At 28.1% G+C, this 23,694-nt stretch carries 20 protein-coding genes; 17 read left to right on the forward strand and 3 right to left on the reverse strand.

The features are described 5' to 3' along the window. The first annotated feature begins 180 nt into the window (after nt 1-180). From B5E92_RS08905 to B5E92_RS08935, 7 genes are all read left to right on the forward strand, one after another. On the forward strand, nt 181-528 hold the full coding sequence (locus B5E92_RS08905; protein WP_087301406.1) for a TnpV protein: 348 nt from the start codon (nt 181-183) through the stop codon (nt 526-528). Between the two features lie 599 nt (nt 529-1,127). After that, the gene (locus B5E92_RS08910) at nt 1,128-1,694 is read left to right on the forward strand and encodes a hypothetical protein (protein ID WP_087301408.1); all 567 of its coding nucleotides are present in this window, start codon (nt 1,128-1,130) and stop codon (nt 1,692-1,694) included. Nucleotides 1,695-1,918: 224 nt separating this feature from the next. Further along, the gene (locus tag B5E92_RS08915; RefSeq protein ID WP_087301410.1) at nt 1,919-3,907 is read left to right on the forward strand and encodes an AlwI family type II restriction endonuclease; all 1,989 of its coding nucleotides are present in this window, start codon (nt 1,919-1,921) and stop codon (nt 3,905-3,907) included. A gap of 88 nt (nt 3,908-3,995) precedes the next feature. Further along, a complete protein-coding gene (locus tag B5E92_RS08920; protein ID WP_158095211.1) occupies nt 3,996-5,945 on the forward strand; it encodes a Dam family site-specific DNA-(adenine-N6)-methyltransferase in 1,950 nt (649 codons plus the stop codon). A gap of 14 nt (nt 5,946-5,959) precedes the next feature. Next, entirely contained in the window at nt 5,960-8,107 is a 2,148-nt protein-coding gene (locus B5E92_RS08925) for a hypothetical protein (RefSeq protein ID WP_087301414.1), read from the forward strand. Beyond that, nucleotides 8,091-8,390, forward strand: a complete 300-nt coding sequence (locus B5E92_RS08930) for a hypothetical protein (protein WP_087301416.1) — start codon at nt 8,091-8,093, stop codon at nt 8,388-8,390. The genes B5E92_RS08925 and B5E92_RS08930 overlap by 17 nt, the downstream gene beginning before the upstream one ends. Nucleotides 8,391-9,064: 674 nt before the next feature. After that, nucleotides 9,065-9,589, forward strand: coding sequence for a hypothetical protein (locus B5E92_RS08935; RefSeq protein WP_143357576.1), 525 nt, complete (start codon nt 9,065-9,067; stop codon nt 9,587-9,589). Between the two features lie 732 nt (nt 9,590-10,321). On the opposite strand, the gene B5E92_RS08940 is transcribed toward B5E92_RS08935, so the two are convergent. The 3 genes from B5E92_RS08940 to B5E92_RS08950 are packed head-to-tail and all read right to left on the reverse strand — an operon-like array spanning nt 10,322 to nt 12,348. Continuing rightward, the gene (locus tag B5E92_RS08940) at nt 10,322-11,029 is read right to left on the reverse strand and encodes a hypothetical protein (protein ID WP_087301420.1); all 708 of its coding nucleotides are present in this window, start codon (nt 11,027-11,029) and stop codon (nt 10,322-10,324) included. Nucleotides 11,030-11,039: 10 nt separating this feature from the next. Next, nucleotides 11,040-11,480 (reverse strand): hypothetical protein, encoded by a 441-nt coding sequence (locus B5E92_RS08945; RefSeq protein WP_087301422.1) that lies wholly within the window; start codon nt 11,478-11,480, stop codon nt 11,040-11,042. A gap of 1 nt (nt 11,481) precedes the next feature. Further along, nucleotides 11,482-12,348, reverse strand: coding sequence for an MBL fold metallo-hydrolase (locus tag B5E92_RS08950; protein WP_087301424.1), 867 nt, complete (start codon nt 12,346-12,348; stop codon nt 11,482-11,484). 266 nt (nt 12,349-12,614) lie between these two features. Here B5E92_RS08950 and B5E92_RS08955 point away from each other — a divergent pair, with 266 nt between their 5' ends. The 10 genes from B5E92_RS08955 (at nt 12,615) to B5E92_RS15850 (ending at nt 23,611) form a co-directional block, all read left to right on the forward strand. After that, nucleotides 12,615-13,991, forward strand: a complete 1,377-nt coding sequence (locus B5E92_RS08955) for an ATP/GTP-binding protein (RefSeq protein WP_087301426.1) — start codon at nt 12,615-12,617, stop codon at nt 13,989-13,991. Nucleotides 13,992-14,011: 20 nt separating this feature from the next. Then, nucleotides 14,012-14,188, forward strand: a complete 177-nt coding sequence (locus tag B5E92_RS15375; RefSeq protein ID WP_204245254.1) for a hypothetical protein — start codon at nt 14,012-14,014, stop codon at nt 14,186-14,188. Between the two features lie 229 nt (nt 14,189-14,417). Continuing rightward, entirely contained in the window at nt 14,418-15,380 is a 963-nt protein-coding gene (locus tag B5E92_RS08960) for a ComEC/Rec2 family competence protein (RefSeq protein ID WP_087301428.1), read from the forward strand. 13 nt (nt 15,381-15,393) lie between these two features. After that, nucleotides 15,394-15,927, forward strand: a complete 534-nt coding sequence (locus B5E92_RS08965; RefSeq protein ID WP_087301430.1) for a hypothetical protein — start codon at nt 15,394-15,396, stop codon at nt 15,925-15,927. A 1,174-nt stretch (nt 15,928-17,101) separates the two neighbouring features. After that, the gene (locus B5E92_RS08970; RefSeq protein ID WP_239406438.1) at nt 17,102-17,392 is read left to right on the forward strand and encodes a metal-sensing transcriptional repressor; all 291 of its coding nucleotides are present in this window, start codon (nt 17,102-17,104) and stop codon (nt 17,390-17,392) included. Between the two features lie 14 nt (nt 17,393-17,406). Continuing rightward, nucleotides 17,407-18,729, forward strand: a complete 1,323-nt coding sequence (locus B5E92_RS08975) for an MATE family efflux transporter (RefSeq protein ID WP_087301435.1) — start codon at nt 17,407-17,409, stop codon at nt 18,727-18,729. 978 nt (nt 18,730-19,707) lie between these two features. Continuing rightward, nucleotides 19,708-20,424 carry a hypothetical protein gene (locus tag B5E92_RS08980; RefSeq protein ID WP_087301437.1) on the forward strand — a complete coding sequence of 239 codons (717 nt, stop codon included), beginning with the start codon at nt 19,708-19,710 and terminating at the stop codon, nt 20,422-20,424. A gap of 20 nt (nt 20,425-20,444) precedes the next feature. Continuing rightward, nucleotides 20,445-21,812, forward strand: a complete 1,368-nt coding sequence (locus B5E92_RS15845) for a cyclic GMP-AMP synthase DncV-like nucleotidyltransferase (RefSeq protein ID WP_087301439.1) — start codon at nt 20,445-20,447, stop codon at nt 21,810-21,812. 4 nt (nt 21,813-21,816) lie between these two features. Further along, nucleotides 21,817-22,710, forward strand: a complete 894-nt coding sequence (locus B5E92_RS08990) for an HU-CCDC81 and SPOR domain-containing protein (protein WP_087301441.1) — start codon at nt 21,817-21,819, stop codon at nt 22,708-22,710. 670 nt (nt 22,711-23,380) lie between these two features. Further along, nucleotides 23,381-23,611, forward strand: a complete 231-nt coding sequence (locus B5E92_RS15850) for a relaxase/mobilization nuclease domain-containing protein (protein ID WP_239406439.1) — start codon at nt 23,381-23,383, stop codon at nt 23,609-23,611. The last annotated feature ends 83 nt before the right edge of the window (nt 23,612-23,694 follow it).

Genomic DNA, 23,694 nt, shown 5'->3' on the forward strand with positions numbered 1-23,694 from the left:
ATAATTTAAATATAATAGTTAAAATAATTTGACTATCATAATTAATTTATAAAAATCTTCTTCAAAAATAACTAATTTAATTTGAAAATAATTAGCTAATATAATTCGCTAATCAACATCGAACGTATCGCATGGAAGAAAATAAGACAGAGAGAACAATTACGTTAGGAGGAAAATCAGATGAAAGAAATGAAGTACCAACAAGTAGGAGATTATGAATTTCCAGTTCTAAAACAAGAAGAATCATTGCCTAATTTAACACGATTTGGCCGAATGTATTTGAAATATTTAAAAGAAAATTATAAAGCACATTATCTGACTTTACTTGCGGAAAATAAGTTAAATGATGAACTATTATCAATGGATCAGCAGATGAATAATCGATATGATGTGTTAGTAAAGCAACTTATGGAAGAAAGAAATGTCAATGAAGAACTAAAAGAAAAAGATCAAATGAGATGGGTTCAAGAAATGAATAACATAGAATTTTCTGTGATAGAATTCATAAAAGCAGACTCTCATTTATAATAAATAATTAAATCTTTATTTGCACAGTGAGCCTGTAAATAGTATAATAAATGCGCGATAAAAGCACTAGCAATTATGCTTAAGCGAGCAGCTGTGCAATTGTGATGTGGAAGTCCTCTGCACAACTGTTCGCTTAAGCAGAGAGGACTTCCACATATGACAACTCAATACAAGAATCATTCTAGAAAGAGAACTCCATGGGACTGCAATACTAGCTTATCTCCTATGGAGACTTTTATCAAATCCAAATATCTAAATTCCTATGATTATAAGCACCCTTTTATCAAAGAAACAATGGAGGCTGACTTGCTTAATTCCTATGAAGTGACATGTTGCAAAAGATGCGCCTCCACTGATTTTAAGAAAAAAGGCTTTACCAAAAATGGTATTCAAAGATATTATTGCAACACCTGCAAGAGATATTTTAATGTCCTTACGGGAACTATGTTTGATAATCACAAGATTGCAATATCCGAATGGATTGAATTCTGTTTGGGTATTTTCAGATACGAAAGTATCAATTTAACTTCCAAGAACAACAAAAATAGCTTTACAACATCAAAATATTGCTATATAAACTCTTTTATATTATTGAAGACATGCAAGATGATGTCGTACTTGAAGGAACTGTGTATATTGATGAAACATTCTATCCTGTTGTCGAATCTGATAAAACTGTTAAAGATGGCAAAAAACTAAGAGGATTATCAAAAGACCAAATATGCATCGGCATCGCATATGATGGCAATCATGTTTATGCTCATGTTGAGGGATTTGGAAAAACATGCCAAAAGAAAACAAAGAACACATTCATAAATCATATTAAGCCTGGATCGCATCTTATACATGACAAAGAAAAAAGTCATAAGATTCTGATAAAAGAATTGAAACTAAGTGATGAATCATATGATGCGAATAAGCTAAAAAAATGCAAAGATAAAAACAATCCATTAAACCCCATAAACAGGCAGTGTTACTTACTAAAACGATTTCTAAGATCTCATCCTGGATTTTCTAGAGATGATATACAGCATTATATTAATCTATATTGTTTTATATCCAATCCGCCATTTGATAATCTAGAAAAGGTCGAAATGGTGCTTAATAGCGCCATACACCTTACCAAATCATTAAGATACAGAGATTTCTATGCTTCAAAATCCTGATAAAATAAGGATTTTGAGGTTTTTAGTAGGCTCATTGTGCAAATAATGATTTATAAATAATATAACAAAAAGGCTATGAGCAATAGATTATCTATTTCTTATAGCTTTTTTATGAAAATTTTAGAATATAAGCTATACTTTTTGATTATCTATTGTAGTTAACTTGGATACATGCGATAATAAAATTATATTATGAAATATTTATTTGAAATGGAGATGGAATCATGGATTTAGACATCAATAGAATACACTTTACATCTTATTGTTGGGCTTTAGGAACAACGAGTTTTCGTATGAAAAAATTTAATTATATGATTGAAAAGCAACTAGAATTAATAGACGATTTTTTTAAGTTGCCTGAAAATAAAGATAAAAAGTGGGAAGGTAATACTGAATTACAAATTCGTTATTATGATTATTTGAAGGACAAGAAATTTATAACAGGAGATGCTGCTAGAAAGGATAAAGATGCTAGACAAAAGACTTCTGGTCTTGTTGATTTGGGCTTGATTACATCTAACAGAAGATTGACTGATGTTGGGCAAAAACTGGTGGAAATTTCTAAAAGTGGTATATATAAAATAAAGAATGATAATTTTTTTGGCATTGATAGAGATAGCTATATATACATGCTTCAATTATTAAAATATACTACAGAGAATAATATAAAACCATTTGTTGTTTTGATAAAAATATTAAATGATCTTGATTATATTACTAATGAGGAATTTATATTTATTTTACCATTAGTTACAAGTAAAGAAGTGGCTTCTGATGTTGTAGATAACATAAAAAAACTTAGAGCTGGATTCTTTAATATCAATGATATTATTATCGATTTAATTTGGAAAATGGATAATTATCAAGCTGGATTTGAGTATTTTCTTCATCATGAACCAACAGAAGAAACATTTATGTTAATTAATATGAATAGAAAAAGCCCTGAAAAATATGAAGTACAGTATGCTGATTTATATAAAAGATTAGTTGAGGTCTATGTGGAAGAAAATAATGAATCAATTATTAAATTATATAGGGCTATTCAAAATTTAAGTGGAAAACCAAGAATATATTGGAAAAATTTAATTTTTGGGCGTGCAACAGAAAGGCAAATCACTAACAAGCCTTTATGTTACTTAAAAGAAAATAAATTATCTACACTAAAAGATGAGTATGGAATTAAAAAATATATTTATGAAATGATCCATCTGTATAAGTGGAAATCTACTTTAAAGGATTACTTTGATTTAAATAGAAGATATTTTAAATTATCGGATATTATCATTTTTCAAGATGGAAAAGTAACATTGAGTTTGTTAGCAAAAGAATATTTTAAGTATTGTATAGATGATTACTTTAAACAATCCTTTAATCAAAGTGAAAATTTTGATAAGATGGTTTCAATTGAAAAGATTTTAGGATCTTCTACGCCAGATATGGATTATGTTTATACTGATGTTGCTGCATATTTTGATGAAGAGTATATTGAACCGAATGAAATTCAAAATTATGTTGAAAATGAGAGACTAAAAAAATTCAATCATATAATTGATGAAAAATTCGATAATGAACATTTATTAAAAATTCTGCAATGGTTTGAAAATAGGACAGATTCTTCATTAAATTCTTATATAACAGATAATGCTGATGTTCCAACTATGTTTGAATATATTTTAGGTATAATTTGGTATAAGCTAAGTGGTAGAAGAGGAAATATATTGGATTTTATGAATCTTTCATTAGACGCAGATTTATTGCCAAAAACTCATGCAGGAGGTGGAGAAGCTGATATTGTCTATAAATATGAAGAAACAAGTGCCTATCCAGCTCATGAATTGCTATTGGAAGCCACATTAGCTGATGATAGTAATCAAAGAAGAATGGAATTCGAACCAGTAAGTAGGCATTTAATGCGAAATTTAATGCAGACTAATAATTTAAACAATTATGCGGTATTAGTTTCAACTAATATACATCCATCAGTAATTTCGGATTTTAGAAGTAGGGCCAATTCGGAACAAACTTTAGATAACGTTTCTTACTTTGATGGAATAAAAATTTTGCCAATAGATACAAGGGTTTTGAAAAATTTTATTACAAGTTCAAAAAAATATAAAGATATTTATAAATTATTTAATGAGGCATATTTATCGAATATCACATTAAGAAATGGTTGGTATGAAAAAGAAATTATAGAAAAATCAAGAAAATAGCAAGTATTCATTTACTTGCTATTTTTATAATGTTATAATATGCAAGAGATGCGTACGATGCATAAAATGGAAATGAAGGATGGCTATGATGGATAAATTTGAGTTGAGCAACAGAAGATATTTAGGAAGTAAAACAAAGTTAATCAGTTTTATTCATGAAGTAGTGAATAAAAATTGTTCAAATATTAACTCAGTATTAGATTTGTTTGGTGGAACTGGTGTTGTAGGTTATAGTTTCAATGATGAATGCTCTGTATTGATAAACGATATTTTAAAAACTAATATTGTTGCTTATGATACCTTCTTTTCTAATGAAACAATTGATAAAAACAAAATTGAAGGAATGTTAGTAAAATATAATAAGGTTAATGTGACAGAGGATAACTATTATTCAAAGAATTTTGCTGATACATATTTAAGCAAAGATAATATGAGAAAAGTAGGCTTTATACGTGATGATATTGATAAACAGTTTAAGAATAAAAAAATCAACAAAAGAGAAAAATCTATTTTGATATGTAGTTTGATATATGGTATTGATAAAATTGCTAATACAGTTGGACATTATGACGCATATAGAAAAAATGGTAACTTAGATCAAAAGTTAATCATGCTTATGCCTAATATTAACGATAATAACAATAACAATAATCGAATTTATTGTGAAAATTCTAATCAATTAGTAAAAAACATTTCAGCTGATTTAGTTTATATTGATCCTCCATATAATTCTAGACAGTATTGTGACGCATATCATTTTTTAGAAAATGTTGCATTAAATAAAAAACCAGAAGTTTTTGGAACGGCGCGTAAAATGGATCGTTCAAATCTTAAAAGTAAATATTGTACTGCAAAAGCAGCGATTGAATTTGCTGATTTAATAGAAAATATTAAAGCAAAATATATTCTTGTTTCATATAACAATACAGGAGAAAAAGGGAATGCTCGTTCAAATGCTAAAATTTCTGATTCTCAGATAATGGAAATTTTAGGAAAAAAGGGGGAAGTAAAAGTATTTGAACAAGAATATGCTCTATTCAATACGGGAAAAACAAAATTAGATGATCATAAAGAAAGATTATTTTTATGTATTGTTGGACAGAAGAAAAATGAATATATCGTAAATAGTATTAGTGGGTTAGTGAAATCACCATTGAATTACACTGGAGGGAAATATAAAATTTTAACTCAATTAATAGATAAATTTCCAAAAGATATAGATATGTTCTTCGATATTTTTTCAGGTGGTGGAAATGTTGGAGTAAACATAGAGGCTAATAAAATAATTTGTGTTGATATTAACGATAGATTAATTTCTTTGTTTAAATATCTACAAAATGAAGAATACTATCATTTAGTTAATCATTTAGATTCATTAATAGATAAATTTTCATTAAGCAATACATATAAAAATGGGTATGAATTTTATGGTTGTAATAGTGGTAATGGTGTAGGAAAATATAATAAAGATAAATTTTTAAATTTGAGAAGTAAATATAATAAATCAAATGGAAAAAGAGATGATTTATTTTTATTATTGATTATATATAGCTTTAATAATCAAATTAGATTTAATAACAAGGGAGATTTTAATCTACCCGTTGGTAAAAGAGATTTTAATGGTAGCTTAAGAAAAAAGCTACAATTATTTATGGATAAATTGCATAGTAAAGAAATTAGTTTTGAAAATATAGATTTTAGAAGGCTAGATGTGGATAGAATAAGTAAGGTTAATTCATTTTTGTATTTAGACCCACCTTATTATTTAGGAGATGCTTCATATAATGAAAATGGTGGTTGGACAGCAAAAGATGAAGATGACTTATTAAATTTTCTAAAATTATGTGATGGAAAACAAATTCGATTTGCATTATCTAATGTTATTGAACATAAAGGAAAAATTCATGATAAATTACTAAATTGGTGTCTATCTAATGGGTTTAATATAAATTATATTAATTGTTCTTATAGTAACTCTAATTATCATATCAAAGATAAGTCATTGGTAACAAGAGAAGTGTTGATTACAAATTACTAGAAAGGGGTAGAACAATGAGAATAGATTTACATTGCCATACAAAAAAATGTAAGAAAGGTGATGGTAATAAAAGAAATGTGACAAAAGACAAATTTATAAAAAAAATTTGTGAAGCAGATGTAGGCGTTGTAGCAATTACTAATCACAACTGTTTTGATAAAGATCAGTATTTGGATTTTCAAAATGAAAAATTCTTAATTTGGCCTGGTATTGAATTGGATATTTATGGAGATGAATCAAAAGGTCATTGTATTTTAATTGGAAATCCAAAAGATGTAGAAGATTTTGATAAAAAAATGAAACAAATTATTAATGGAACACATCCTGATGACTTTAATATAGAAATTTGTGATTTGGCTACAAAAATTAAAGATTTAGATGTAATAGTAATATGCCATTATGGAAGAAAAAATCCTTCATTGAGTCAAAGTGATATTGATAAATTTAAAAATGAACTAAGTGAAGAAATTCCATTCTATTGTGAGCCTAGAAATTTAATTAGTGCTGGTATTTATTATGCTAAAAATATTAATACAATGATTGGTTCTGATGTGAAGGATTGGGATAATTATTCTTCAGATAGAGTTCCAGAATTAAAATTGCCTATAGATTCATTCGAAAATTTTAAATTATTAATAAAAAAGGATCGCCAAGTAATTGAAACTTTTGTAAACAAAAAGGATTCACGTATTTTGAATATTACACCTTTTGAAAACAAGAAAGAAAGTATGCAACTAAAAATATTCAATGATATTAATATCTTATTTGGTGGAAAAGGGACAGGAAAAACAAAAATTTTAGAAGCATTAGAAAAAGAATTATTAAATACATATCCTAATGAAATTTCAAGTTATTATGCAAGTGGAAAAACTCAGTCATATAATGATTTAATTGACAAGCAGATATATGATTCTGATTTTGATAAATTAGGTATAGATGACTGTTCAGAAGAAATAAAATTTTTCTCCGATTGGAAAGAGATAAACATATGTACTTTAAAAGATTATAAAGATTGGAAGGTTTCTCAAAAGAATAAAAAAATAAAATTCGGTTTTATTAATGCTACTTTTATAGATGAAATTTCATATGATACTTTACATCAAAAAGGAAATAACTATAAGAAGGTTAAAAATGCTATTAAAACTATTAAAGAAAATGATAATACTAAATATTTAAATGAGGTGGAACTAAGATCATTGAATATCCTTCTTGATAAATTAGATTATTCAATGTATATAGATGAGAAAACAGAATATTGTAAAGTGAAATCACTTGAATTAGAAAAATTTACAATAAATAAAATGAAAATGTTATATACAAATAAAAAGGGAACTTTTACTAAACCATCTTCTACGGGATTATTGGATATCTATAATCATAGCAGCAACGCAAAAAAGAAAGCAAAAAAGATAATATCTAACCTGAATGTTGATTCCTACTTTGAAAATAAATTTTTAGGTGAAATATCAGATAAAGATTTTATTTATGTAAGAAAAGAGATATTCATAGATAGTAAACACTATACTAAAGATTGCTTGAAAATTTTACATGCTAATAAATGCAAAGAATTTGAAAAGAATGTTAAACTAATCTTAGATAACTGTTTTGGTCTAAATCTAAATAGTTACATCACTCAATTTGTTGGATTTAATAAAGAAAATGAAATTACTTCATTAAGAAAATTATATTTTGAAAAAGTGACAACAATTAAAACTAATAGCAGAATAGAAATGAATAATAGTGAAGCACAAATAGAATATACACCTTCTAGTGGTGAACAAGCAATGTTGATAATAAGCCATGCAATTGAAGTAAAGAAAAAGGTATATATTTTGGATGAACCAGAAATGAGTGTTGGACATGACTATATTAACAATAAAATTTTACCTAGATTAAAGGAGCTGAGTAGAAATAATTCCATTGTAATTATTGCAACTCATGACGCTAATATAGCAGTTAGAAGTTTACCATTTCAATCAATTTATAGAGAAAAGACTGGTGCAAGGGGTATAACATATGTTGGTAATCCTTTCATTGAAGAGATGAGAGATATTGAAAACGAAAAAAACGTGTTGTCTTGGACAGAACTGAGTCTTAATACTTTGGAAGGTGGAAAAATTGCTTTTAATGAAAGAGGAGAAACATATGGAGAAAAATTATAAGGTAGATGTAATTTATAAAGATGAGAAAATTTATTTAAAATTTGATTTTGAAACTGATGAAGAATATATGATTGATTTTGCTTCCGAAGATCAAACAACAATTCGAAACATCTTTTATAAATTGGTAGAATTATGCTATAAACATAAACCAATTTTAGTGTTAAGTGAGAAAACTGATGATTTTCCTGGATGTGATTTACATAGAGAAATTGCAGAGGATTATATTGTTGACTTGAATAAAGAAATTGAATTGATTTACTTTGATATAAAAGAAAATGACTAATAAAATGGAATAAGTATTGATACAAAACTATTGAAAATATGATACGTATTTGATACACTTATTTTGTCAAAAGTGTAAAAATTAAAGAAAACTGAACTGTTTTTGTGTTAATTATAAATACTATTGACCGATATATAGGTCAATAAAGAATTCGTGGTATAGAATTCGAATAACACAAATTTTGAAAAAACGTTGGATTTACCAACGTTTTTTTGTTTTTGTGGAACGAAAATGGAACGAAAGCAAAAAATGGAACGAATCTCTTCTCAAAGAAGTTTTCAAGTTTCTTACACGAATCCTATAGATATAGATAACAATTCATACAATCATATTTGACAATTTCATCATATTGCTGAATTGACAATGTATTTGCCACAGCACGAAAGGAGAAGAGAAGTATGGACAATGTCATTAAGTTAAGGACTGAATGACATTGGTTTATAGACTCCTTAAATTTTAATTCTATTAATCATGATTACTGTTTAATAGGTGATATTTGGAATAATTATGATGATTTTATTCAACTAAAAGAAATATTCAGAAATTATTTAGAACTCAACAAAAGTTCTGAATTAAAAGTTCTTCTATCAAGAATTGCACGCAAAATAAAAGAAAGTGAAATAATTTTCGATTCATCTAATCCAAATCAAAATGTGAAATGTGTGATTAATTATATGCTTCAATTAATATTTTTTGATGCATATATTGCAGTAAATTGTTATAAGGTAATGTATGAATTGCTATCTTATTATCAAAATAAATCTATAGATACAACAGATATTATTAATTGTATTGATAATAAGACAAAACAATTAAATGAAAGATATTCCAATACATTAATTCAAATTTGGCATTATTATTTATTGAATAAATTTGAAAAGAGAAAAAATATTGCAACATATTATTTTGATTTGTTAAAACAAACACAAGATCAAAATGAATCAATTAATCCATTGGTGTTACTATCATTTATTGAAAAAGGAGATAACAAAAATAAAGATATTTTTAAATATATTGTTGAGGAGCATAAAAAAAGTTGTAAAAATGACAAAAATTGGAAACAAACCATAATGTTATCTAAATGGTGGTTACCTTTATTGCATATTAGATCTGTTGATAATCATAATTATCAGGACTTTTATAATAGTCCTAATTTTCTTTCGATTTGGAAAGATTTAAGCAATGTTACTAAAAATTAATGTGATATATAATGAACAAGTAATTAAAACTTTTAGTATAATTTGATTGTGCATAAGAATTGTATATTAAAGAATAACGATTATTGGTAGTCTGTAGCCTTGGCTTGAGAGATTTTTTCTAGATGCATGGAATGAAGTTTTGTGTCGTGGATGATACCATGTTGATACCAGAATGTTTTATTCAATAATTAGAAAGATAATAAAAAATGAAAATAGAGTCAATTTTTCCAATATACGTTAACAAATATGTTCACTATAATCGTTTCATTTCGGAGTTCGAATTATTAAAGTGTTTTCTGATGGATTATAAGTAAAAGAATATTTATAATAATCAAAAAAACTCTCTTTACTGTAATTCAGTTAAAGAGAGTTTTAATCTCTATCTGATGTGAAAAAGTATTATCGATTTTATAAAAACAATTGCCTAAACTTTCAGCAATCCATATTGCTTATCTAATTTCGATCAATATTCCAGGGAAATTGAACTTCTTACCAAAATCAGGATAGATGATATTGATTGATTAAATAATCATCAATAACAAAAACAAGATGAACTCAATGACTTATTAAAGTAAATGTAATTGTTATTGCACAATAAATAACTAACATTATCAACACTTTAGAAATGTTATTCTAATTATTGGGCAAATGTATGTGAATTTAGAAAAACGGAAGAACTCGCAAATGATTAAGTATGTGGTTATACTGAACAATATCATTTGTGTTTGATTTTTATAATTTATTTTCATTGGTTCTATTTGGGAGTGTATCCAAGGTTTCCAGTAATGCATATGCATATTTTTCGCATAAAACAGAATGTATTTTTCCATTAACTCCAAATTTCCAAAATAATATCATTCCTATATCAACAAAAATTAAAATTATGTTTGTTTTCGATTGAATGAAAGAGAGAGGTGTTGTAGGAACAGAAGTGATAATCAGAATGAAAAATGCTACAATTGTAAATGCGATTCCCACGGATTTAAGACTAATTAAATTTTTATAAAATCCACACATTATATTTTCTTCTTGTACAAGCTTACTATTACGTGTATTACTTCGTAGCCATTGTACGGCACTGTAACAAGTTTGTTTGAATTCTTCAGAATCCATGGGGTGGTTCATAACTTCAAAACTTTTATCAATTTTACTTAATTTTCTGTAATAACGTTGCTTAGTTTTTTTGTCAATATGTGGATCATCTATATATAAAAATTCTGCGGCAGTGTTTTTGTGGTTTTTCTCTCTTTGTTTATATCTTTGCAAAGCGAAAAGGTAATTCGAAAATGAGGTTATAATAGCTATTAATACAACTGAAAAAGTGAAACTTCGGATAGGTTCATAAAGAACATATAGCGTTAAAATGATAGGAGCTATTATAATGATATAAACAGATAGCCTTGCACGAATGTTATAGGAATCAAAAATTTTTATATTCATTTGAATCTCCTCACAATACTTTAAAATTCTCTTTAATCCGTTTGAAAATGTCCGTTTCTCTTGAATTATAGAAATTCAACTCAGATTCTGTTATGGCAAAACCAAAACCGTACTTATCTCCTGCATAACAATATGATATTTCGTCTTTAGAAAAAGATGTAAACCATGTTGTTTTATTTTTCTTGTATGTTTTTAAGTGATTGGCGTAACATGTAATGAAAACGATTGTTTTCTCATTTATCTGGTCATTGTTTTGATCCAAATATTTTGCAATTTGATCATAATGCCCCACCACAAATAAAATGGAAGGTTCCGCTACGCCTAATGGCGTAAGCGGAATGAATCCATTTATTGAATTTTGAGGAATAAAGTAAAGATGGAATATATCATAAAGATATTCCAGTCGTCCAGGAATTTCATATGCTTGAGTTTCTGCGACCAAGTATTTCAAATCAGAACCCCCTAAAATATGAACGAACTGGGATATTTGCTAAGGCTGAATCCCATCCTGTGCAAATCTGATCTCCATCCATTGTATTTTTGATAACATAACCTCGTTTTGGTAAATCTTTAGACCCTCCATTAGTGTTACCTGTATTGTCGGATACATAATATGTAATTCCGAGAGCACCTTTTTGTTCGAAAATACTATCTGCTTGTTCTTTTTTTCCATGATGAGGCAACTGTATCAATGAGTATTCATCTAATTTCTCTTTGATGGCTTCATAACTGCTGTCACCACATAACAATAGATTATTAGTGCCTACCTTGATTTTAACTTGAGTGCTGACGGCATTTACAATTGTTTCTTTATCAATGGTATCGCCTAGTCTATTGTCGATACGTTTTGCAACAGCATCTAATGCATATTCCTGGTCTGGCCCTACGATTGTAACTCCTGGGCATACTTGTGTATCAGTAAAAATGTCTCTTAATTTAAGCAAACCGGAGAGCGAATAGATGTTTTCAAAAATTTCAGAAATTCTTCTCGTTAGAGAATCTCTGGTTATTCTTTTGTCATTTATTTTATCCAACAATTCATCTTTATATTTGAACAATAGAAGCGTATGTATATCTGAAATTTTATCTTGCTCTATTAAATAAGGGATTCCATTAAAATGATCACTATCATTGTGCGAAAGCACCAATTTAGCTTTAGAGTAACCTCTTTTCTTCATATAATCAATTACTCGGTTGGCGTGTTCTTCACAACCACAATCAAAAATGACAAGTTCACTTCCAGTGTCAATAAGTATACAATCTCCATTATTTACTTCTGGATCTGTATATTCTTTTGATGATAAAAATATTACTTTCAATTAATAATCTCCTTTCAAAATATACTTGTTAACTGTTTGTTATAGGTAGTAAAACCTTTTTTGTTTTAAAGTAGCACTCAATGCGCATGTTTGCTAAAAATAAAATATCATCATTTTTTTCAAAAGTCAAATATAAATTCAAAGATTAAACGATTTTATCGTTTTTGTGTCTAATAATTTATAAAAAAAATATAAAATTATAAACTTTGTATTGATAAATTCGTTTTTTACTTGTTATAATGAAATGGCAACGTGAGGTGTTAAATATGCTAATTAAGTTTTCAGTGACAAATTTTCTTTCGTTTAATAACGAACAATGCTTTTCTATGGAAGCTGGAAAGGCACGTAAAAACTCCAAAAGGGTTTATCGGGACAAAAACATAAAGTTGACTAAATGTGAAGTTATTTTCGGAGCTAATGCTTCTGGAAAATCCAACTTGATAGAAGCATTTCAATTTGTTCAAAACATGGTCATTGATGGACTTCCACGAGGTTTCACAAATAAATATTTTCGGCAAATTCCTGCTAATCAATCTATTCCTTCTTCCTTCAAAATAGAACTTTTATTGGATAATAACCATATCATTTATGAGTTTTCTATTTTGTTAAAGACAGGTTCAATTGAGGAAGAACAACTGTATGAGTTAACTGCTTCAAGTCAGAAAAAAAGTATTTTTTACCGTAATTTAAAAAGCAGTATTTTTGAAGCTGGAGATTATTTTAAAAATAAAAATACTGTTGAAAAGTTAAATATGTATGGTGAAGATAGTGTTGAAGATAGAGAATTACTTTTCCTTTCCATGATTAATCATGGAAAGGAAAAAATGTACGAAGACAATCCAGAGTTAAAGATTCTTCGTAAATTATATATTTGGTTTAATAGCTTGCTGACTGTCAGCAATCCTGACAGTATATTAACAGGATACCCTTATTTTTCGAGTTCTAACTTGAATGAAATTGCCAATCTCTTGAATGCATTAGGTACAGGGATAAGTGATTTAAAAATTGTTGAAGTTCCTATAGATATTATAAAGAACAAAATTCCTGAAGAACTTTTTAATAAAGTGGTATCTGATCTTGAAAAAAAATCGGTCAATAGAGGAAAACGCCATTGTCCTTCCGTCATGCTTCGTTCGTATAAAGAATTCTATACTTTTGAATTAAATGAAAATGATGATTTAATTATAAAGACTATAGAATTTAGTCATGAGAGTAAATCTGTTTACTTTAATTTGAAGGAGGAATCGGATGGTACTGCTCGCCTTCTGGATTTAATAGAAATTCTTTTAAAAGTTTCTGATAATCGAGTGTTTGTTATTGATGAAATAGATCGTTGCTTACATCCTGTAATGACTACAAGAATGATGGAACTATTTCTTAAAATGGCAGAGCAACGAAATACTCAACTTATTATTACTAGCCATGAATCACGCTTATTAGCGGCAGAAATTCTCCGAAACGATGAGATTTGTTTTGTGATAAAAAATGGAAAAGGTGAATCTATACTCAATCCTTTAGAAAAATATCAACTTCGTGCAGATAAAAAAGTTTATTCCGCAATGTTCGATGGTACTTTAAGTGACGTACTTCCTAATTATAATGAAGAAAAAATGAATTTTATTCTAAAAAAAGATAGAAGTTAAATTATTCTATTTTGGATAAGATGAAAGATAAGATATGTAATAATTCGATTACTATTTTTTATATCATTTGGCATGATATTACAAAGCAGGAAGTTATTGACTATAGTCATTCACTAACCGATAAGGTAGCAAGAAATACAGTTCAAGAAACAGTAGAGGAAATAGCAGATGAGATAGCAGAAATGATTCTGCAATAATTTAGCTATAGAGTTGAGTGGCAATATTTTAGTAATAGAAAATAATGCTAGTATGAAATGAAACCAATGGCAGTTAAACAGGATATTGACTCTGAAGATATTGCAAATGAAATGGTAGCATATATGCTTCGATTTGTTGGTTTTAGAGGCTTTAATTGATCATTTAGATGGCAAAGAAATTATATGATAGGAAAAAGATTAGATAATTAATAATAGAGGTGAAGTACATATGGGTATAGTTCATTTTTTAAATGTAAAAGAAGGCGATTGTATTTGGATAGAGCATCCATCTAGGCATAATACTATAATTGATATATCTAATGGGCATGAAGTGACAAATATATTTGAAAGTGCATCGTTGTCTGGAAACCATAATCAAAAAAACTATCCTGTAAATCCAATTGAGTATTTGAAGGATAGAAATATAAATACAATTTTTAGATTTATTCTGACACATCCCGATATGGACCATATGGATGGGATTAAAGAACTGTTTGATGCATTTGAAGTTTTAAATTTTTGGGATACCGAAAATACTAAAGTGATGGATGAAAATTCTGATTGGGGAAGATATGATAAAGCAGATTGGGATTTTTATCAAGAAGTTAGAACCTTCTCCTCATCTCCTAAGGTTTTGCATTTATATGCAGGGCAAAAAGGAAAATATTATAATCAAACAGAAGATGGTAAATCAGGTGCGGATGGTTTATATTTACTTGCGCCTACAATGGATTTAATAGAAGAAGCAAATAAATCAAAAGATTATAATGATTGTTCGTATGTCATTTTATATAGGACGGGGAATAATAAAAAGATTGTATTTGCTGGAGATTCATCGAAAAAGACATGGGATTTTATTTTAGAGAATTATGAAGAAGAAGTAAAAGATGTTGATGTTTTGGTAGCTCCCCATCATGGTCGAAAAACTGGTGGGAATGACGAGTATTTAGATGTATTAAATCCTAGATTAACATTATTTGGAAATGCCAAAAGTGAATATTTAGATTATTCATCTTGGAATAATAGAGGGTTAGATCATATTACAAACAATCAGGCAAACTGTATTGTTATTAATACTAATGGAAAAAACGGGATGGATGTATATGTAACATATGAAGTATTTGCTAAAAAACGTAATCCTGACACTTTTTATGATGAAACATATGCAGGTTGGTACATCATGACTATATAGAGGAGATAATATTATGGAAGAGATATTAAAACAGATAGTTGAAAAAATTTCGTCATATAATATTTTTAATAATTTATATCCGGGAATATTGTTTATTTACCTGTTAAAGTTTCTGTTTGAAATAAATTTATTATCGGATAATTTGCTCGAAAATTTAATATTATTCTATTTTGCTGGTATGGTATTGAGTAGGATAGGTTCAATCATAATTAAGCCTATGATGAAAGAAATTAAATTAATAATAGATGCGCCTTATTCGGACTATGTAAAAGCAAGTAGTATTGAACCTTTAGTTGATACTTTGTCAGAAGTAAACAATACTTACAGAACATTGTTATCGACTTTTATTTGTGCATTTTTATGTAAATTAGGTATTATCATTAATGAAATATGCCTCAAAAATAAGATTACTTTTTTACAAGATAATAAGGATTGGATTTTATTAATTTTGTTGATTCTATTGTTTGCGTTATCGTATGTTAAACAAACAAATTATGTGCGAAAAAGAGTAGAATATATATTGAAAAGAGAAAACGCTGAAAATTAGTGAAAAAATGTATTATTCACAGTTATAGAGATTCTTTTATTAAGGAAAATAAAGGAAAAACTTACAATTTATAATTAAGATGATAAAAGAGAATAAACTGTTCATGGTATCACTTATCAATCGATTGTTCTCAATCTAGCAAAAGTATGGCGATTTATTAATTACAATAAGTATCAAATATGATTAAAAAGGTTCAGATATTAACCTCAACATTATTCGTTGTAATTCACTTGTGCATAGACTGTTAATTTATATGGAAGGTACATATTTATTGGATTTATGCCAAGAAACAAAAGACTTTAAAGAAAATGAAATTTGAATATAAAGACAACAGCAATCAATGAATTGTATTAATGAACTGTATTATATATTTAATAATTGATGATATCATTCTACTACTAACAGATAATAAATTTTCTATATTAGAAGTAGTTAATACACAAAACAACAACATTTGCTACTAAATGTTAGCGAATATGTTCGTGATAATCGTTTTATTTAGAAGTTAGAATAGGATTAGATGAGCTATGATAGCTAATCTAGTTGTTGCATAAATCGAAACAACTGATTTTTACATTAATATAATTATTAGGATATTGTATATGAATTGTGTAGTCCATTTGAGTTCATTTTTAGTATGTGATAATAGATAAAAGGTTAAGAGTTAAAATAATCTGATAATCTTGGGAAAGATAATTAGTTAAATGCAATATGATATAAATGTAGATAATACGTAGGAGTCGAATTTTGAATAGTGAAAAGACTTTTAACGTAAAAACCAACTCTTGCAAATTATGCAACAGTTGGTTTTATCTTAGAAAAAAATGATTTAATTCGAGTCCATTTTGAGTACATTATAAAATTTATTGTATTTAAAACTAAAATAATCTGTAAATATTAGATAAAAGAATCGATAAAACACAATGTGCTATAAATGAAAATGAGAAGTAGGAGTCGAGTTCGAATAACCTAAAAAAAGTTCGATTTTATCGAACATTTTTTAAGTTTGAATGATATGTTTTTATAGCGTTAAATTATTTTTCTTTTCCTTATGCTTTACTCATAATATAACTAGTATGGTTATAGTTAAAAGAATTTTTTACTCTTTTGTTTTTTGTTATATTGAAAGGAATAGAAAATAATGTTACTATTTTCATATTCCCCTAAGGGGGATATGAAAGGAACGAATAAAATGCAACATAAACATGATGAACAATCTAAAAAAGCAGTTGTGAATCGACTTTCAAGGGCAATTGGACATTTGGAATCAGTCAAACAAATGGTTATTGATGATGAAGATTGTTCAAAGGTCCTTGTACAACTTTCTGCTGTACAATCTGCCTTGAAAAATACAAGTAAAGTTATTTTAAAAGATCATATTGACCATTGTATTATAGAAGCTGTAAAAGAGAATGATGATGAAACAATTGAAGAACTAAAAAAAGCGATAGATAAAATGATTTGATCGGAGATTTATTAATGAAACGTATAAGAAAAACAGAAATCATTACTATTTTATCTCTAGCATTTCCGATCATCATAGAAAATATTTTACAAACGTTTTTAGGAACAACGGACACATATTTTGCTGGAAAACTGACAGACAATGCGATTGCCGGTATCAGTGTGACAAATATTATAATGAATATATTCATCTCATTTTTTACAGCGATTAGCATTGGTACGACTGCTGTTGTCTCAAGAAACTATGGAAAAAAGGACTATTCAAAAACAAATCATGCAATCGTCCAGTCTATTATTGTTGGAACAGCACTCGGGTTAATTGTAGGTGTAATCTGTCTGATTTTTCATAATCAAATTTTACATCTTTCGGGTGCTGATGAAACTGTAATGGAGTACGCAATTCCATATTACTTGGTAGTTGCTGTTCCATCTGTATTTCTTTGTCTGCAACAGGTTTTATCGAGTTGTTTAAGAGCCATAAAAGATACAAAGACACCTATGTATGCAACAGGCTTCGCAAATATATTGAATATCATCTTAGATATGCTTTTTATTCAGATTGGACTAGGTGTTGTAGGTCTTGCATTGGCAACAACAATTTCAAGAGTTGTTGGTATGTTTATATTACTTTATAAACTACAACATCATGATAGTGAAATTAAATTTAGTAAATCTGATTTCAAGGCAGATAAAGAAATTATACACTCATTGTTAACTGTTGGAATTCCTGCTGGAACAGAAAAGGTAATTATGCGTATCGGGCAATTAGTATATAATGGTATGATCATATCTATAGGAGTCAATGCCTATGTTGCCCATAATATTGCAGGAACGATTGAAAGTTATTCTTATATCCCTGCTATGGGATTTGGATTGGCAATTTCAACTTTAGTGGGAATATCTTTAGGTAAAAATGATTATAAACAAGCTGTTCATGATACATGGATAGGATATGGCCTTTCCTGTGTTTGTATGATGATCATAGGCATGATATTTTATGTTTTTGCTATGCCACTGGCTTCTTTGTTTACTTCTACAAAAGAAGTACAGGTGCTTGTTGCTGATGTTTTAAGAATCATTGCATTTTTTCAGCCTTTTTCTGCTTTAGTTCAAGTGATCACTAATGCACTACAGGGAGCTGGTGATACTAGATTTCCAATGTATTCTACTTTTTTAGGTATTTGGGGAATACGTCTAGGAATAGGTTATATTCTTGCTATTCCTTTCGAACTAGGACTTAAAGGTGTATGGTATGCCTATGCACTGGATTTAACAATCAGAGGTATTCTTTTATTGATAAGATTTTGTAGAGGAAAATGGAAAACTATAGCATTATAAGTAGAAGTATCGCCATATTCTTTCATAGTAAGATAATTTAATAAGCTCATATTAGTTTAATTAAATTGTTATTGATACGAAACTATTGAAAATATGATACGTTTTTGATACACTTATTTTGTCAAAAGTGTAAGAAATGAAGAAGATTGAACTATTTTTGTGTTAATTAAATATATTATTGACTGATATATCGGTTAATAAAGAATTTGAGATGTAGAGTTCGAATAGTATCGAGATTTAAAAAAAACGCCCTATCTAAGGGCGTTTTTTCTATGGTTTTTTCTTCCGGGAAAACGTTTTGAAAACAATAATTTCTGTAAAATGTTTTTCAGGGGCTAAATCCATTGGTTTTATAATGATTTTAGCCCATTTTTGCCTTTTTTATGGATTTTTGTGTGAAAACTCAAGAATAGTTCCCGGTGGTTTGGACGTTGCCTTTTTTGCCATGCGGCTTGGAGGTGTTGGGTACTATTCATATAATTTTAACCTGTTTTGTGTGGTTTAAAATCAAAATTGCACTCATTTTTAAGAATTCTGCTAGATAATCGTGCAAAAAGATGACTGATTTTTACGTTTTGGAACATACATAAAGAATAGTATCAAAAAACTCCACAAGACTCTGTTTATCAGCTTTTTTGGAGTTTTTCTGTAAAAAATGAAAACAATTTATAGATTAATTTTTACTTTTTCCTTTGATTTCACCGCTAAAATCGTTTGAAGTATCTAAATCATCATTTCTTCATCGTCTTCAGATGCTCTTGTTCCATAGATTTGTTCATAGTATTGAGAATGGAATAATCGAAGTACAGTTTGGGTATCAAATAAAGAAGTTCAGATTTCCAAGTGCTTTCATACAAAGATTTTTAAGTGTAGATTAAAAAAAGTTTATAAATTATGTAAAGCTATGTAAAATGTAAAGTTGTTTACATTTTACATAGCTCATGCTATAATGAAGTTGGAATGATGGAGGATTTAGTAATGGATGTAAGAAAAACACTTCAAAAAAATGGACTAACATTATTTGGCTTTGCTGAAATGTTAAATATATCAAGACCAACATTAAATTCTTATATAAGAATTTTTGAGGCTGGTTCAAATATACCGAATGCGAAATATCAAATAATTTTTGAAGAATTATTTAATTATAGTTTACCGAAAAAAGAATTTGAAAAAAAATTAAATAAATATCGCAATTTAGTACAAAGAGATAAGTCTATGGGAGTTTTAGAACTTGAAGCAGATGCAACAGATTTATTTACATCTGTTATACGAAATATTAAAAAAGATTTCTCTTCTGGAAATTATGATGAAAATATTTATATATTTATTAATATGTTGATTTCTAGTTATAAAAGTGAAGAAAGGTTCTCGCATTTGGTGAAATATTTCTTGGTTCTTAATGATATTATATCGTATCAAAAGATTGATTTTCAAAATGAAGCATACTTATTGCATTATTTTGCTATGTTTGAAAATGATAAGAAAAATAACTTGCAATACGATATAAGATTAGAAAAAAAATTTATCAACCGAATAGAAGAAATTAGAAGTACCAAAAGAGAGTCAGAAAATCATTCAAAGCAAAATTTGATTAATTTATTAAATGAAGAAATTAATAAATATAGGGATATGGGAATTGAATTATCTGAAGAAGAAATTCTGAAAATTCTATTAACCAAGATAAAAAAAGATTAAGACAAAGAGGTATAAAAAAGATGTATGATTTATCTTCAAAATTTAATACATTCTATAATTCTTATGTTGTTTTGCCTCAGGTAGAACAAACTAATTTGCATAATAAAAAAAATTTGAACATTCAGCGACTTAAAGATGGTTTAAAAGAGTATAACGAAGAAAACAAGACTTCTTATTCAATAAAAGAAACCTGTGTGCAGGGTAGCATGGCAATGTCGACTGTTGTACAGAATGAAGATGAAGATTATGATATTGATGTTGCAGTTGTATTTGATAAGTCTGATCTTGGGGATAAAGGAGCTAAAGCTACTAGAAATATGGTTGCAAATGCACTTAAAAGAAAAACAAAACAGTTTAATGCAAAGCCCGAAGTCAAAACAAGCTGTGTGCGAGTAAATTATGCAGAAGGTTATCATATCGATTTTGCAATCTATAGACGGACATATGATGAGTGGAATGATTGTTATGTTTATGAACACGCCGGATCTGATTGGACAGCACGAGAGCTAAAAGGGTTATCTGAATGGTTTACAATGCAAAATGAAAATTCAGACGGAAAACTGAGAAAAGTAGTACGCTTATCGAAAATGTTTTGTAAATCAAGAAAATCTTGGAAGAATATGCCTAGTGGACTTTTACAAACAGTTTTGTGTGATGAAAAGCTACAACAAGATTATGAACGCATTGATGAACTATTTTATTATACTATAAAAGCAATTGTGGATCGTTTGGAAACAAACACTTCTGTAACGGCACCAGTAGATGATGGGAGAGATTTAACTCCAAGAAATAGTGACATTCAGCGAATGACCAACTGGAAAAATCGTCTCAGAAGTAAACTGGAAGATCTTGAAATTTTGTTCGAAGATGATTGCTCTAAAGCAGATGCACTTCAAGCATGGTATGGTTTCTTCAATCACGATTATTGGAATGAACAAATAACCGAAACGGTAAGTTATTCATCCCATCCAATATTCAAATCTGTTAATACTTTTGTTGATACAGAGCAATATATCGAAGAGTTGTATCCAGTAAAAATATCATATTATTGTAAGGTATCTTGCAATGTTAGTGGAAATGGTTGGAGATCTAAGCCGATAGCTGAATTTCTATCCATATTACAGCATTATTTGCCTCATGATTTTGAAATTTGTTGTACAATGGACTTTACAAATTGTCCAAAACCATACAAAATATTTTGGAAAGTTAAAAATGTAGGACCAGAAGCGGAAAGAAGAAATCAGATACGAGGGCAAATCGTCGAGAAAGGGAATACTATAGTTGAACATAGCAATTTTTACGGCAATCATTACATTGAATGTTATATCGTTAAAGATGGTGTATGTGTTGCAAAAAAAAGAATAAATGTTCCTATCGGTAGAGGATAATACTATGAAAATTTTTAAAAGCATTATTTTATTTATTCTATCACTATCTTTTATTGGAATAATTGTTGTTTTTGAGATTAAATTATTGCCAGTAGGAAGTAGTATTGCAGGTTTATTGCTTTGTTATTCTCTACCTGCGTTTTGTAAATCAGTTCAAGATATTTCCGATACTACAAATTGGAAAATGTCTCAAAGGAAGCTTAAACGAGGCGGCTTTATTACAGATAATACTATTGTTCGAGTTTCTTTTGCTTATCTTTACAGAATTAAAATGGGAGATAAGTATCTACTAGTTAAAAATGAGAGAGGAACAGGAAAATACCAACCTGTTGGAGGAGTTTATAAATTTGATGAAAATGAAAAATTAGAACTTAAGAATCGATTTCAAGTGAAAGATGACGATAAGATTTCTATAGATGAATCTTCTCGTAATGATTATCGTCTCAGAATGGAAAATAAATATTTAAGGAAGTTTATTGCTCGTTTTGATAGAAAAGCAAAAAGAGAAAAAATTGATGACTTGAGTCGAGAATTTAAAGAAGAGCTAATAGAGAAAGGTATTGTTGATTGGCGTCAAATCAAATATCGTTTTTGTGGCAGACATATGACAAGTCTTCAATTTGGAGAGCATTTTCAAATTTACGAAATTCTTTTGGCAGATGTTGTAGAACTATTACCTACTTTGGAACAAGAGAATGATTTGAAGTTATTGGTAATGCAACAATCCGACAAATATCGTTGGGTTACTGCTGAAGAAATTATTTCATTGGGAGTAAATACTGCAACAGGACAACTTAGAGAAGATATTGCTGATCACACAAAAAAGATACTCCAAGAAAATGAAGGAGAGTTAATGAAGATTTCAGACGTCGGTAAAACATTTACTGTGAACATCTAATTTTTATACAATTATTTAACTTAGATCATATTTTGAATATTATTACTAGTGACTATAAATCTATATTATCAATGCTTATAACTAAATGATAATATTAGCTCATTTAGGTAGAATAATATAGATACATCAAATTATCAAAAGAACAGTAAACACGAGGAAAAACAATCACTTAACAAAATTGATTAGAATATGGTGAGTTTGAATAAGAAATATAAAGAAAATATAGATATAGAACAATAGTTTCTTAAAAATTATCTGTTTATTATGTTACAAACAGCTTGATAAACTTCAGTTTATTGAGATGAACAAAATGAAAATTCAACAAGACTAGCTTAAATCAAGATCCGAATTATTAATTTCATAAATCTAAAGTATGTACTCATTTTGTACTCATAGCGAGTACAAAATGAGTACAAATAATTAGGATTTGTGGAATAATAGAGATATATGATATAAATTCGAGAAAAAAATACATGAAAAGCTATAAAAAAGACAGGGAATCAATTCAGAGGAAGCGAGTTCGAATAACATGTGCCCTTAAAAAGACCTCTATTTAAGGGTTTTTTGATGTTTGAATACTAAATGATGCTAATGTAAATTACTCGGTACTATTCTCTTTATATATTATTTTTATAATTATTCTTTGCTTTTGAGTAGCGTTTGCTAAAAAATGCTAGGTGATTATTTTCAAGTTATTGTTACTACCCATCTAAATACTGATAATATTCATAATCATTTTTTATTAAATTCTACTTCATTTGTTGATGGAAAACGATATTGTAATACATATAACGATATCCAAAGAATGCGTAATATTTTAGATGAAATTTGTAAAGAAAATATTTTTTCTGTTATTAACAATAAACAAAATACAGGTGTTTCTAAAGCAAGTTATTTTTAGAAAAGTATATAAAAAAGATATAGACAAAGCAATTTCAATAAGTTTTATAATGCAACAGTTTTATAATAAATTAATTTTATTAG

It is taken from the genome of Erysipelatoclostridium sp. An15 (assembly GCF_002160675.1).
Taxonomy (GTDB): Bacteria; Bacillota_I; Bacilli_A; order Erysipelotrichales; family Coprobacillaceae; genus Thomasclavelia; species Thomasclavelia merdavium.